We start from the raw sequence: 13,260 nt of genomic DNA, 5'->3' as shown, positions 1-13,260 counted from the left end.
TAGCCCGTCCAGCCGCCCAGCTTACCCACCGTCTTGCGATCAAACATTGCCGTGCCCCATTCCCATGCGGTCTCGGGCACAATACGGCGGGTGAGGTCAGGGGCTCAACGTCCCCGGAAACCTTCGAAGAACCAAAAAAAAACCCGCCGGTAAGGCGGGGTTAAAGGGACCTGACCGCGGTCCGGGACCGCGGTAGCAGTCGTCGTTCAGAACTTGTAGGCGATGCCGATGTTGTAGACCCAGGGGTCGATATCCACGTCGAAGCTCACCGTGCCGACATCCGTGCGCACGTCCGCGGTGGTGCCGATGTCGATGTACCAGACGCCGGCGTTCAGCATCCAGTTGTCGTTGAGGGGAATGTCCACGCCCGCCTGGCCGGCGAGGCCGAAGGAGTCCTCGAGCTCGAGCTGCGCACTGGTGGCGCCGAGCACGGCACCCAGCGCATCGCCGAGTGCCGGGTCGATGTCCTCGTCGAAGAAATAGGTGTAGTTCACGCCGATGCCGACGTAGGGCTGCCAGCCGTCGCTGCCACCGCGGGGATAGTACTGCAGGCTCAGCGTCGGCGGCAGGTGCTTGGTACTGCCGGCGTCGATGCCGAGGTCGGGCTGGGTGATGTCGTGCTCGAAGGGCGTGGCGGCGAGCAGCTCTACCCCCCAGACATCGGTAACCATGTAGGTGCCGATGATGCTGAGCTGCGTATCGTCATCGACGTCGACGCCGCCGGGCAGGACCGTTGCAGGCTCCGTCGGCAGGACGATGGACTCGCTGTTGCCGGACGGATCGACATTCACGAGACCGGCACGGACGATAATGTCGCCGGCTTCGTGAGCCTGAGCTGTCAGTGCACCGCCGGCCGCGATCACAGCCGCTACTGCCACAGCCAGTTTCGTTTTCATACTTTACTCCTTGCTTGCGGGACTCGGCGCTTCAGGCACCGACGATTTGCCGTGCATCTTAAAAAGCGCGGGGAACTGCGGCATTGATACCGATCAAGCAACGCGCCGGTTTCGCGCGCCCCGCGCGAGCACTACAATAGCGATCTCTCCCGTTCTGGAGTCGAAGCGCCCTCGCCGGCGCAGACAGTGTATGGAATTCGATTACGACGTCCTGGTCATTGGCAGCGGACCGGCGGGCGAAAGCGCCGCGCTCAATGCCGCGAAGCACAACAAGCGCGCTGCCGTGGTGGAAGAGAGCACCATGGTCGGTGGGGGCTGTACGCACCGCGGGACCATCCCCTCCAAGGCGCTGCGTCACGCGGTGAAGCAGTTGATGCGCTTCAACACCGGCAAGCTGTTCCGTGACATCGGCCACAGCCGGCAGATTCCCTACCCCACGGCCCTTTCCGTCGCGGCCGGGGTCATCGAGCGGCAGGTGGAAATGCGCAGCAAGTTCTACGCGCGCAACGGTATCGCCGTCTACAAGGGGCGCGCGCAGTTTCGCGACGCCAACACCGTCGTGGTGGAAGAGCGTGACGGCAGCCTGGACGCGCTCACCGCCCGCGACGTGGTCATCGCCACCGGCTCCCGCCCCTACCATCCACCGGACGTGGACTTCAGTCATCCGCGGGTCTACGACAGCGACAGCATCCTCGACCTTCAGCATACGCCCCGCAAACTGCTGATCTACGGGGCCGGCGTGATCGGCTGCGAGTACGCCTCGATCTTTTCCGGCCTCGGCATCAAGGTCGAACTGGTCAACAGCTTCGACAACCTGCTCGCCTTCCTCGATGACGAAATTTCCATCGCCCTCAGCTACCACCTCCGCGACCTCGGCGTCATGGTCCGCCACCGCGAGACCTACGAGCGCGTGGAGGCCACCGATAGCGGGGTCGTCCTGCACCTGAAGAGCGGCAAGAAGCTGCGTGGGGACGCGCTGCTCTGGTGTAACGGCCGCACCGGCAACACGGACCGGCTGGCCCTCGACAACGTCGGCCTGGAGGCCGACAGCCGCGGCCAGCTGCGGGTCAATCGGCAGTACCAGACCACGGTGCCGAATATCTATGCCGTCGGTGACGTGATCGGCTGGCCCAGCCTGGCCAGCGCCGCTTACGACCAGGGCCGTTCCGCTGCCGCCGTCTCGCGGGGAAAGGAAGGCGTCCGCTACGTCGACGACGTGCCTACGGGGATCTACACGATCCCCGAGATCAGCTCCGTGGGGCCGACGGAGCGCGAGCTCACGGAGCAGCGGGTGCCCTTCGAGGTCGGCCGGGCCTTCTTCAAGGACACGGCCCGCGGACAGATCTCGGGTGAAGACGTGGGCATGCTGAAGATCCTCTTCGACCCCACCACCCTGCGCATCCTGGGCATTCACTGCTTCGGCGCCGAGGCCACGGAGATCATCCATATCGGCCAGGCGATTATGAAGCAGCCCGGCGCGGGCAACACGCTGCGCTACTTTATCTCCACGACCTTCAACTACCCCACCATGGCGGAGGCCTACCGCATCGCGGCCCTGAATGGCATCAACCGCCTCACCGAGTTCTGAGTGGCGGGGCGGCGCGACACCCTACGCGGGCTGACCCTCGGGCTCGCGCTGGCTGCCGTCCTCGCCGCGCCCAGCCACGCAGAGCGGCGCCTGCCCGTGGGGAGCGACGCGCCACCCTGGCTGCACGCCGTCGGCCGCCTGGCCATACCCACGAGCCGGGTCGAGGACGGACGGCGCCGCCACTATGACGAGCGCTGCAGCGGCACGCTGCTCGCGCCCCCGGGCGGCGGTGCGGCGCAATGGGTCCTCAGTGCCTGGCATTGCCTCGAGTACTACACAGATCTATCCCGGGACATCCGCTTCGAACTCACCGGCCCTGCCGGGGAGCCGCTCAGCAGCCGTGCGCGGGCCGTGGCCAGCGGCGGCGGTATGGCGGCGGACTGGGCCCTGCTGGAACTGGACCCGCCGATTCCGCCGGGCCGGGGCGCGACCGCCGAACTTGACGCAGGCGCCGTGGCAGAGGGCGCCCGCCTCGCCATGGCCGGCTTCTCGGGCGACCCGGGGCTGGGCGCCGGCGGCGAACGGCTGACCTACGACCCGGACTGCCGTGTCACCGGGGCCAGCGGCGCGGACCGGCTCACGGACTGCCTCGCCTACAAGGGGGCGTCCGGGGGCGGCGCCTTCCACGGCGGCCGCCTGGTGGGGGTGCTGTCGCGGGGGGACAGCCGCGGCCGCAGCATCTATGTGCCCGCGGCGCGCTTCTTGGCGGCGGTGAGGCTCCGGCTGCGCTGAAGGGAAAAGCGCCGGGCGAGGCTGCAGGGCCGGGGTGACGCGCCAGGCCTAGGCCGAGCGGCGCTGCGGCGCGGCGCCGATGTGGCGCTCGCCCCGCTCCCGCGCCAGCGCCGCCTGCCGGCGGCGCTCCTCGAAGCGCGCGCGGCGCGCCTCATCGAGGCTATCGTAGCAGTGCGGGCAGGACACGGCGGGCTCGTACTTCTCCGAAGCACGATCCCGGGCAGAGAGCGGTCGCCGGCAGGCGAAGCACTGCTCGTAGCTGCCCCGCTCGAGCGCATGGTTGACAGCGACCCGCTCATCGAAGACGAAGCATTCGCCTTCCCAGGTGCTCTCCTCGGCCGGGGTTTCCTCGAGGTAGCGAAGGATGCCGCCGCGCAGGTGATAGACGGACTCGAATCCTTCCTGCAGCAGGTAACCGGTCGCCTTCTCGCAGCGGATGCCGCCGGTGCAGAACATGGCGACCTTGCGGTGCTTCGCCGGGTCGAGATTCTCCTTCACCCAGGCCGGGAACTCGCGGAAGGAACGGGTGCCGGGGTCCACGGCGCCGCGGAAGGTGCCAATGCCGATCTCGTAGTCGTTGCGCGTATCGATGAGGAGAACTTCCGGATCCTCCACAAGCGCATTCCAGTCGCCGGGCTCGACATAGGTGCCCACCGTGCGCCGCGGATCGATCTGCGGCACGCCCATGGTGACGATTTCGCGCTTCAGCTTCACCTTCATGCGCAGGAACGGCGGTTCGTCGTGCAGGCTCTCCTTGTGCTCGAGATCGGCGAGGCGCGGGTCGGCGCGGAGCCGGCCGAGCACCGCATCGATGCCTTCGCGACTGCCGGCGATCGTACCGTTGATGCCCTCCTCCGCAAGCAGCAGCGTGCCGCGCACGCCCCGGTCGCGGCAGAAGCCGAGCAGGGGCTCGCGCAGCGCCCGGTAGTCCGGCAGCGCGGCGAACTTGTACAGCGCGGCGACGACTGTGCTCACCGGGATCTCCCGTCCGCCTTGCTGCCACCGAGGCAGGCCGGCGACGCCGGGCTCCCGCCCTCGCGGGCGCGCCACTCCGCCGGATCGTAGGTGTGCAGCGCCAGCGCGTGCACGGGCCCGGCGAGCTCCTCGGCAAGGGCCGCGTAGACGGCCTGGTGCCGGGCGACCTGGCGCTTGCCGCTGAAGGCATCGCTCACCAGCACCACCCGGAAATGGGTCTCGGAATTCGGCGGCACGTTGTGACTATGGCTCTCGTTCTCGAGCTCGAGGTGCACCGGCGCGAAGGCCGCGGCGAGCCGCTCGTGGATACGCTCCTGAACAGACATAAGGTCTTCCTCCGGTGCGCGATTATAACGCCGGGGCACCGCGTACGCGACGCCGTACCCCGGTCTCGCGGCGCGAGGACGCTACAGGCGCCAGGTGACCTCGACGCCGTAGGTGCGGGGGTCGCCGGGGAAGTTGGCGACAGTGCCGAGGAAGTCCGAGGGCCAGGCAAAGCTGTAGTCCTCGTCGAGGAGGTTGCGGCCCCAGAGGTAAACGCTCCAGCGGTCACTCGCCTCGAAGCCGATGCGGCCGTTCAGCAGCGAATAGCTGTCCACCTTGCCCCAGACGATCGGGCTGCCGGGGTTGGCGAACTCGACGTTGTCCTCGGTAGTGTAGTACTCGTCCGTATAGGTCCAGTCCACACGGGTGACCAGTTCGCCGCCCAGGCTCGCCAGGGGGAGGTTGTACTGCACGGCGACGGCCGAGGACCACTCGGGGGCCTGCGGCAGCTTGTTGCCGGCGAGGTCCGCGCCGACGCCGGCGGGATTGCGGACACTGCCGCCGCCCGGGAAGGCATCGAACTCGGCATTGTTATAGCCGACGGAAGCATTCACCAGCAACGACGCGGTCGGATACCAGGTGACCTCTGCCTCGATGCCCTCGGAGACGACCTCGGCCGCGTTCTGGATCGTGATCGTCGAGGTGTTGTTGGAGAGCTGGATGAACTGGTTCAGCTGGTAGTCCTGGAACTCCATGTAGAACGCACTCAGGCTGTAGCGCAGGGAGCGGTCGTCGCTTTCGCCCTTGAGGCCCAGCTCCCAGGACTCGACGGTCTCCGGGTCGAAGTCGATGCCGTCGGCCAGCAGCGCCTCGGACACGAAATCGACGTTGAAGCCGCCGCTCTTGAAGCCCTCGGCGTACTTCAGGTAGATATTGCTGTTCTCCGTGAGCGCGTAGCTCAGGCTCAGCATCGGCGAGAAGTCGTCGTAGTCCTGCTTGTCCTGGAAGTTCAGCACCGTGAGGCCGTCCACCACCGGGCCGACGGCCACGCCGAAGACCGCCGCCGTGGGCACCGTCAGGATGCCGAGGTCGACCACGCTGCCGACGAGGTCATAATCCACCTCGCGCTGCTCATCCGTGTAGCGGGCCCCGAAACCCAGGGTCCAGCGGTCGGTGAGCTCGTAGGTGCCATTCAGATAGACGGCCCAGCTGTCCGTGTCGACATCGCCGAAAGTGCCGGCGAAGGTGTCAGTAAAGGCGGCGCCGAAGGGAGCCAGCGGCGGCGCCAGGCCGGCAAAGACAACGCCGATGTCCTCGCCGACGATGGCGCGGCGGGACGAGGTGGCCTCTTCGCGGTAGAGGTAGAGGCCGGCCACGTACTTGAGCCGCCCGGTGTCCGGGGAAAAGAGCTGGAACTCCTGGGTCAGCTGCTCATAGGCGTCGGGATACTCCACCCGCAGCAGCGAGAGGGAGCTGTGGTCCGTGTCCTGGCCGCGGTCGATGCTGTTGTCGCGGTAGGCGGTGATCGAGGTCAGCGAGTAGTCGCCGAGGGCGACATCGACATTCAGAGAAGTGCCCCAGATTTCCCGTTCCTCGAAGTTGTCGACGTCGTTGGCGATATCGAAGCGCCCGGGGGCTTCCGTATTCGGCACGGTGCCGGACCAGTCCGACACTGCCTCGCCGAAGAACGACACGCGGTCGGACTCCGTGTAGTCGGCGGCCAGGGTGACATCCACCCGCTCGCCGCGCCAGGCCAGCTGGCCCCGGAGCGTGGTGCCGTCGCGCTCGTTGTGGTCCGTGCCGGTGGTGATGTTGTCCACGAAGCCGTCCCGGGCATGGTCGATCACCGAGACCCGTGCTGCCAGGCTGTCGCTGATCGGCAGGTTGGCGATGGCGCCGACGCGATAGGAGTCGTAATTGCCGACCTCGCCGAGGAGTTCGAGCTCGAACTCGTCCGTGGGCCGGGTGGTAATCATGTTGATGGCGCCAGCCACGGTGTTGCGACCGAACTGCGTGCCCTGGGGCCCGCGCACGACTTCCACCCGCTCGAGGTCGAGAATGTCGAGGTTCTGTGCCAGCGACTGGCCCATGTACACGCCGTCGACGTACACGCCCACGCGTGTATCGAAACCGATGTTACGCGTGTTGGTTCCGACCCCGCGGATGCGCACCGCGGTGGAGCTGTCATTGCCGTTGGAAATGGTCAGGTTGGGGACGAACTCGGCGACTTCGCGCAGCTGGCGCACGCCGGTCTTCTGCAGCGCCTCGGCGCTCATCACACCGATGGAGATCGGTACGTCGGTCAGGCTCTCGGTGCGCTTCTGCGCGGTGACCACGACTTCCTCGAGCATGTTGGGCTGGGCCGCCGCCTGGGCAGCGAGCACCACGAGCGCGGGCAGGGTCAGGGCTGGCTTGCGGGTCATGTTGGTTTCCCCCCGGGACTGTAATTGTAGTATTCCGGCACCGTACGGGCGCCACGGTTTATTTTCGCACCAGCGCCCGGATAATGCCATGCTCCCGGGGTAGACAGCTCCCGGGGTAGACCTCTCCGGGGTAGACCTTGGCCACCAGCGGCCACCCTCCTATACTCGGACCGATAGCAGGTGGGGCCATGGACGACGAGACCTTCAACATCTACTACGCCGGCGAGCTCCTCGACGGCCATGACGCGGCCAGCGTGCGCGAAGGCCTCGCCGTGCTGTTCAACGCGAGCGATGCCACCCTCGACAAGCTTTTTTCCGGCGCCACGCACCTGATCCGCCGCGATCTCGACCGCGAGCAGGCCCTTCGCTACAAGGCCGCCATGGAGCGCGCCGGCGCCCGCCCCCGCCTCTCGCGCGCCGGTGCGGGCGCGCAGGAGCCCGGGCTGAGCCTCGCGGCGCCGGGCAGTGACGTCCTGCGCCCGGACGAGCGCCAGCGAGTCGGGGCAATCGACATCAACACCGCTCACCTCTCCGTGGCCCCCGCCGGGGAACGCCTGGGACCGGAGGCCGCGCCGGCGCCGGCGCCGCCCGCCACCGACGACCTGTCCGTCGCGCCGGCCGGCGAGGACATTCCCGGCCTGCCCCGGGACGCCGTGCCGCCACCGCCCGACGTTTCCGCGCTCGGCCTGGCCGGCGAAGAGACGCCCCCGTCGCCAAGCCCCGTTGCCGAGCCCATCGCAGCGCCGGAGCTGGCTGTCGCCGAGCCCGGTGCAGACGTAGTTGAGGAGCGCTACCGGCGCAGGAATGAGCCACCGCCACCGGCTACGGACCACCTGGAGCTCGAGCCCTGAGCGAGCGCCCCGACACCCCCGACAATGACGAATGCCCGAGCCCGGCCCTCCCGCGCCGGCTCATGGCGCTCGTCTACGACACGTTCCTGGTGCTGCCGGTCATCATGCTCGCCTTCGTCATCGCGATGGCCGTCGCGGCACTGGTGGACGGCGGCGAACCGGTCCAGCCGCTGAACCCCTGGCTCGCCCAGGGGCTCATCCTGCTCTGCCTCATCGGGTTCTTCTCGGCCTTCTGGATCAAGAGCGGGCAGACGCTCGGCATGCAGGCCTGGCGCGTGAAGCTCGTCCCGATGCCGGGGAAACGCCTGACGGTGCCGCGCTGCGCACTGCGCTGCCTGGGCGCACTGCTCTCCGCCGCCTGCCTGGGCGTCGGCTACCTCTGGTGCCTGGTCGACCGTCGCGGCCGCTACTGGCACGACCATCTCTCCGGTACCGCCCTCGTACTCGTACCGAAACGCAAGAAGTAGGTTCAGCGGAGCTTTCGGGCCTGTTTCGATTGGCTCTCCGATTTATCTCTGCTATTCACCTGTTCCGCTCGCCGGTGCGGCTGCCGGGGGATGCCCCCAGTCGCTCCCCCTTTCACGCTTTGTGAGAGAAGACTTCCGCCCTCGCCCCGGAAAACCGCGACGAAAGAAGCAGAGGTTTGCCCTCGCCGAGCTGCGCCCCCGGTTCAGTTGGACCGGCGTTCGCCGTACACTAGCGCCCCTGATACCCATCGAAAAAGGAACAGCCATGGCCACCCTGAGTGTTTCCGCCCGCCAGGTCAGCGACGCGGGCAGCGCACGGACCCAGTGCGCCGTCCTGCCGGTGTTCGCCGGCAAGCAGCCCACCGCCACCGCGAAGGAGCTCGACAAGATCCTTGGCGGCAGCATCAAGGCCGCCCTGGACCTCGGCGACTTCAGTGCCGAGAAAGGCAAGACCCTGCTGCTCCCGGGCAACGGCGCCATCAAGCGCGTGCTGCTGGTCGGCTGCGGTGAGGCCCGCAAGTTCGACCGCCCGGTACAGATCGCCTTCTGCGAGGCGATCGGCCGCTGCCTGCGCGACTGCAAGGCGACGGATGCGCTCGTCTACGCCGGTGAGCTCGGCCTCGGCGAGGATGACAGCGAATGGCTGTGCGAATTCCTGGCGCGCAGCGTGGTCACCGGCCTCTACCGCTACCGGCAGACCCTGAGCAAGCCGGCCGCGCAGCCGGCCCTCAAGCGTCTCGCTGTCAACGCGGGCAAGGCGCTGTCGACGGCACGCGCGAAGGCCGCGCTCGAAGCCGGCCTGGCTACGGGTCTTGGCGTGAACACGGCACGCGAGCTCGCCAACCTGCCCGGTAACATCTGCACACCGGCCTACCTCGCAAAGGAGGCACGCAAGCTCGGCCGCCGCTATCCGAAGCTTTCCGTCAAGGTTCTGTCCGAAAAGCAGATGAAGGAACTCGGCATGGGCTCCCTCCTGTCCGTCTCCGCCGGCAGCGACCAGCCGGCGCAGCTCGTCGTCATGGAGTACAAGGGTGGGAGCAAGGGCGCGAAGCCCTACGCGCTCGTCGGCAAGGGCATCACCTTCGACAGTGGCGGCATCTCCCTGAAGCCCGGCGCCAAGATGGACGAGATGAAATTCGACATGGGCGGTGCCGCGAGCGTCTTCGGCACCGTGCACGCCCTCTGTGAGCTCGACCTGCCCGTGAACGCCGTCGCCATCGTCGCCGCCGCCGAGAACATGCCCAGCGGCAGCGCAACGAAGCCGGGCGACGTGGTCACCTCCATGGCCGGCAAGACCATCGAGGTGCTCAACACGGACGCCGAGGGTCGCCTGGTGCTCTGCGACGCCCTCAGCTATGCCGGTCGCTACAAGCCGGCGGCGGTCGTGGACATTGCGACGCTCACCGGCGCCTGCGTCGTCGCCCTCGGCTCGCACGCCGCGGGCCTCTATGCGAACAACGACGAGCTGGCCGACGAACTGCTGGCCGCCGGCACCGCGGCCCACGACCGGGCCTGGCGCATGCCGCTCTGGGAGGACTACCAGAAGCAGCTGTCGAGCAACTTCGCCGACATGGCCAACATCGGCGGACCGGAGGCTGGCAGCGTTACCGCCGCCTGCTTCCTGGCCCGCTTCGCCGAAGACTACCGCTGGGCGCATCTCGATATCGCCGGGGCTGCCTGGAACAGCGCGCCGAAGGGTGCCACGGGGCGTCCCGTCGCCCTCCTCACCCGCTACCTGCGCGACCGCGCCGGGAAGCGGTGACGCGCGTCGGCTTCTACGTCGTCGGCGACGGCGACGCCGGCCGGCGGCCCCTGGTCGCCTGCCGGCTCGCCAACAAGGCCGCCGGGCGCGGCCACCGGGTCTTCCTCCACTGTGCGGACGAAGCCCAGGCGCGCAGCCTCGACGAACTCCTCTGGCAGTTCCGCCCGGAGGCCTTCCTGCCGCACGCCCTGGTCGGCGAAGCGGCGGGCGAGCCTGTGCTCATCGGCTGGGGCCAGGACCCGGGCGACCACGACGACCTGCTGATCAACCTGGACCTCTCCCCGCCCCCCTTCTTTCCCCGCTTCCACCGCGTCGCCGAGGTCGTCACCCGCGACGAGGCCAGCCTGCAGGCGCTGCGCGCCGCCTGGCAGTTCTACAAGGAGCGCGGCTACGCGTTGGAAAAGCACGATCTGTGACGCGTATAATCGCGCGCTTTCCCGAGCGCCCCTGAGCGGACCCGAGCCCTGATGGACAAGACCTTCAAGCCTGCCGAGATCGAGAAGCGCTGGTACGCGCACTGGGAAGAGAACGGCTATTTCAAACCCAGCGGCAGCGGCGACCCCTACTGCATCATGATCCCGCCGCCGAACGTGACCGGCAGCCTGCACATGGGCCACGGCTTCCAGCAGACCCTCATGGACGCCCTGATCCGCTACCACCGTATGCAGGGCAACGACACGCTCTGGCAGGTGGGCACGGACCACGCGGGCATCGCCACGCAGATGGTGGTCGAGCGTCAGCTCGAGGCTGAGGGCAAGGACCGGCACGAGCTCGGCCGGGAGGCGTTCATTGAACGGGTCTGGCAGTGGAAGGGCGAGTCCGGCGGCAACATCACGCGGCAGCTCCGGCGTCTCGGCACCTCGCCGGACTGGTCCCGGGAACGCTTCACCATGGACGACGGCCTCTCCCGGGCCGTGCAGGAGGTCTTCATCCGTCTCTACCGGGAAGGCCTAATCTACCGCGGCCAGCGGCTGGTGAACTGGGACCCGGCACTGCACACGGCGATCTCCGACCTGGAGGTCATCGCCGAGGAGGAGAAAGGCCACCTCTGGCACTTCCGCTATCCGCTCTCCGACGGCGGCGGGCACCTCACGGTCGCGACAACGCGCCCGGAAACCATGCTCGGCGACGCGGCGGTCGCCGTACACCCGGAGGATGAACGCTACGCGCACCTCGTCGGCAAGACCGTCGATCTGCCCCTGGTCGGACGAAAAATACCCATCGTCGCCGACGACTACGTCGACCGCGACTTCGGCACCGGCTGCGTCAAGATCACGCCGGCGCATGATTTCAACGACTATGCCCTCGGTCAGCGCCACGACCTGCCGCTGATCAATATCCTCAATGCCGACGCGACCCTGTCCGACGCCGTCCCCGAATTCTACCGCGGCCTCGACCGCTTCACTGCCCGTGAACGGGTGGTCGAGGACCTTGACCAGCTGGGCCTGCTGGAGACCGTCGAGGACCATACGCTGAAGGTCCCGCGCGGCGATCGCAGCGGCGTGGTCATCGAGCCCTGGCTGACGCCGCAGTGGTACGTGGACGCAAAGAAGCTCGCCGGCCCGGCGATCGAGGCCGTGGAAAAGGGCGCCATCAACTTTGTGCCGAAGCAGTGGGAGAACACCTACTTCGCCTGGATGCGCGACATCCAGGACTGGTGCATCAGCCGCCAGCTCTGGTGGGGGCACCGCATCCCCGCCTGGTATGACCCCGAGGGCAACGTCTACGTCGGCGCCGACGAGGCCGCGGTGCGCGCCGAGCATGGCCTCGACGAGACCCTGCCCCTGCACCGTGACGAGTACGTCCTCGACACCTGGTTCTCCTCGGCGCTGTGGACCTTCTCCACCCTGGGCTGGCCCGAGGAGACGCCGGAGCTCGCGCGCTATCACCCGACCTCGGTACTGGTGACGGGCTTCGACATCATCTTCTTCTGGGTCGCGCGGATGATCATGATGACCCTGCACTTCCGCGACGAGGTGCCCTTCCACACTGTCTACGTGCACGGCCTCGTGCGCGACAGCGAGGGGCAGAAGATGTCCAAGTCCAAGGGCAACGTCCTGGACCCGATCGACCTCATCGACGGTATCGACCTCGAGGACCTCGTCGCCAAGCGCACTGCCGGGATGATGCAGCCGCGCCTCGCCGCGAAGATCGAGAAGGCCACGCGCAAGCACTACCCGGAAGGCATCAGCGCCTACGGCACCGATGCGCTGCGCTTCACCTTCTACGCCCTCGCCTCCACCGGCCGCGATATCAAGTTCGACCTGGGCCGGATCGAGGGCTACCGCAATTTCTGCAACAAGATCTGGAACGCGGCCCGCTACGTGCTGATGAACACCGAGGGCGAGGACTGCGGCCAGGACCCGGCCGCGCCGGTCAGCTACCACCTCGTGGACCGCTGGATCCGCTCCCGCCTGCAGGACACCGTCGGCGAGGTACACCGCGCCCTCGGCAACTACCGCTTCGACCTCGCCGCGCAAGTGCTCTACGACTTCATCTGGAATGAGTACTGCGACTGGTATCTCGAGCTGTCGAAGGTCGCCCTGCGCGACGCTGCGCAGGACCAGGCCGCCCTGCGCGCTACGCGGCAGACCCTCGTGCAGGTACTCGAGAGCGTGCTGCGCCTCCTGCACCCGTTCATGCCCTTCATCACCGAAGAAGTCTGGCAGTCCGTCGCCCCCCTGGCAGGTGTCTCCGGACCGACGATCATGCGCCAGCCCTACCCGCAGGTGGACCCGGCCAGCGTGGACACGGCTGCGAGCGCGGAGCTAGAATGGATCAAGGCGATTGTGCTCGGCGTGCGCAACATTCGTGGCGAGATGAACGTCGCGCCCGGCAAGGCGATCGGCGCGCTCCTGCGCAACGGAACGGAAAAAGATAACCAGCGGCTGCGGGACAACCGGACCTTCCTCATGCAGCTCGCGAAGCTCGACAGCGTCCGCTTCCTGGAAGCGGACGAGGATGTTCCCGCTGCCGCCACCGCATTGGCCGGCGAACTGGAAATCCTGGTGCCGCTGGCAGGACTCATTGATCGCGACGCCGAGCTCGCCCGGCTGACGCGTGAACTGGGCAGAATTGAGGGTGAACTGAAGCGTCTGCGCGGCAAGCTCGACAATCCGGGCTTCGTCGCCAAGGCCCCCGCCGAGGTGGTCGAGCGGGAACGCGAGAAGCTGGCTGCGCAGGAACAGGCGCAAGCCCGCCTCGAGGCGCAGCGTAAAGCCCTTGAGAACATGTAGCGCGGCGCGCGCATGGGTTGGCGGCAGCAAATGCCGCCAGACAATAAAAAGGGAAACACCGAGGGA

General features: G+C 67.6%; 11 protein-coding genes. 7 read left to right on the top strand and 4 right to left on the bottom strand.

All coding sequences use genetic code 11. The features are described 5' to 3' along the window. Nucleotides 1–206 precede the first annotated feature (206 nt). Complete coding sequence (locus tag ACX93N_RS09280; RefSeq protein WP_459428132.1) at nt 207–896, bottom strand: OmpW/AlkL family protein; 690 nt, start codon at nt 894–896, stop codon at nt 207–209. A 190-nt stretch (nt 897–1,086) separates the two neighbouring features. On the opposite strand from ACX93N_RS09280, the gene sthA reads away from it, so the two are divergent. Beyond that, entirely contained in the window at nt 1,087–2,484 is a 1,398-nt protein-coding gene (sthA, locus tag ACX93N_RS09275) for a Si-specific NAD(P)(+) transhydrogenase (RefSeq protein ID WP_459428131.1), read from the top strand. Next, nucleotides 2,485–3,216 carry a trypsin-like serine peptidase gene (locus ACX93N_RS09270; RefSeq protein ID WP_459428130.1) on the top strand — a complete coding sequence of 244 codons (732 nt, stop codon included), beginning with the start codon at nt 2,485–2,487 and terminating at the stop codon, nt 3,214–3,216. 48 nt (nt 3,217–3,264) lie between these two features. Here ACX93N_RS09270 and trhO read toward each other — a convergent pair whose 3' ends face one another. From trhO to ACX93N_RS09255, 3 genes are all read right to left on the bottom strand, one after another. Beyond that, on the bottom strand, nt 3,265–4,191 hold the full coding sequence (trhO, locus tag ACX93N_RS09265) for an oxygen-dependent tRNA uridine(34) hydroxylase TrhO (protein WP_459428129.1): 927 nt from the start codon (nt 4,189–4,191) through the stop codon (nt 3,265–3,267). Continuing rightward, nucleotides 4,188–4,517: a BolA family protein gene (locus ACX93N_RS09260; protein WP_459428128.1), complete on the bottom strand. Its 330-nt coding sequence runs from the start codon at nt 4,515–4,517 to the stop codon at nt 4,188–4,190. The genes trhO and ACX93N_RS09260 overlap by 4 nt, the downstream gene beginning before the upstream one ends. Nucleotides 4,518–4,598: 81 nt before the next feature. Then, entirely contained in the window at nt 4,599–6,878 is a 2,280-nt protein-coding gene (locus tag ACX93N_RS09255; protein WP_459428127.1) for a TonB-dependent receptor, read from the bottom strand. Nucleotides 6,879–7,066: 188 nt separating this feature from the next. Here ACX93N_RS09255 and ACX93N_RS09250 point away from each other — a divergent pair, with 188 nt between their 5' ends. The 5 genes from ACX93N_RS09250 (at nt 7,067) to ACX93N_RS09230 (ending at nt 13,194) form a co-directional block, all read left to right on the top strand. Beyond that, a complete protein-coding gene (locus ACX93N_RS09250; protein ID WP_459428126.1) occupies nt 7,067–7,729 on the top strand; it encodes a hypothetical protein in 663 nt (220 codons plus the stop codon). Continuing rightward, nucleotides 7,726–8,196: an RDD family protein gene (locus ACX93N_RS09245; protein WP_459428134.1), complete on the top strand. Its 471-nt coding sequence runs from the start codon at nt 7,726–7,728 to the stop codon at nt 8,194–8,196. Before ACX93N_RS09250 ends, ACX93N_RS09245 begins: the two co-directional genes overlap by 4 nt. A gap of 265 nt (nt 8,197–8,461) precedes the next feature. Beyond that, a complete protein-coding gene (locus ACX93N_RS09240) occupies nt 8,462–9,958 on the top strand; it encodes a leucyl aminopeptidase (RefSeq protein WP_459428125.1) in 1,497 nt (498 codons plus the stop codon). After that, nucleotides 9,955–10,374 (top strand): DNA polymerase III subunit chi, encoded by a 420-nt coding sequence (locus tag ACX93N_RS09235; protein WP_459428124.1) that lies wholly within the window; start codon nt 9,955–9,957, stop codon nt 10,372–10,374. The genes ACX93N_RS09240 and ACX93N_RS09235 overlap by 4 nt, the downstream gene beginning before the upstream one ends. A 51-nt stretch (nt 10,375–10,425) precedes the next feature. Next, on the top strand, nt 10,426–13,194 hold the full coding sequence (locus ACX93N_RS09230; RefSeq protein WP_459428123.1) for a valine--tRNA ligase: 2,769 nt from the start codon (nt 10,426–10,428) through the stop codon (nt 13,192–13,194). Nucleotides 13,195–13,260 lie beyond the last annotated feature (66 nt).

The organism is Pseudohaliea sp. (assembly GCF_054552115.1).
The sequence above is the reverse complement of the archived record's forward strand: the minus strand, read 5'-3'. Positions and strand labels throughout refer to the sequence as shown.

Coding starts and splice junctions, on each gene's coding strand:
- ACX93N_RS09230 (WP_459428123.1), top strand. CDS start 10,426: ATGGACAAGACCTTCAAGCCTGCCGAGATCGAGAAGCGCTGGTACGCG.
- ACX93N_RS09240 (WP_459428125.1), top strand. CDS start 8,462: ATGGCCACCCTGAGTGTTTCCGCCCGCCAGGTCAGCGACGCGGGCAGC.
- ACX93N_RS09250 (WP_459428126.1), top strand. CDS start 7,067: ATGGACGACGAGACCTTCAACATCTACTACGCCGGCGAGCTCCTCGAC.
- ACX93N_RS09255 (WP_459428127.1), bottom strand. CDS start 6,878: ATGACCCGCAAGCCAGCCCTGACCCTGCCCGCGCTCGTGGTGCTCGCT.
- ACX93N_RS09260 (WP_459428128.1), bottom strand. CDS start 4,517: ATGTCTGTTCAGGAGCGTATCCACGAGCGGCTCGCCGCGGCCTTCGCG.
- ACX93N_RS09280 (WP_459428132.1), bottom strand. CDS start 896: ATGAAAACGAAACTGGCTGTGGCAGTAGCGGCTGTGATCGCGGCCGGC.
- sthA (WP_459428131.1), top strand. CDS start 1,087: ATGGAATTCGATTACGACGTCCTGGTCATTGGCAGCGGACCGGCGGGC.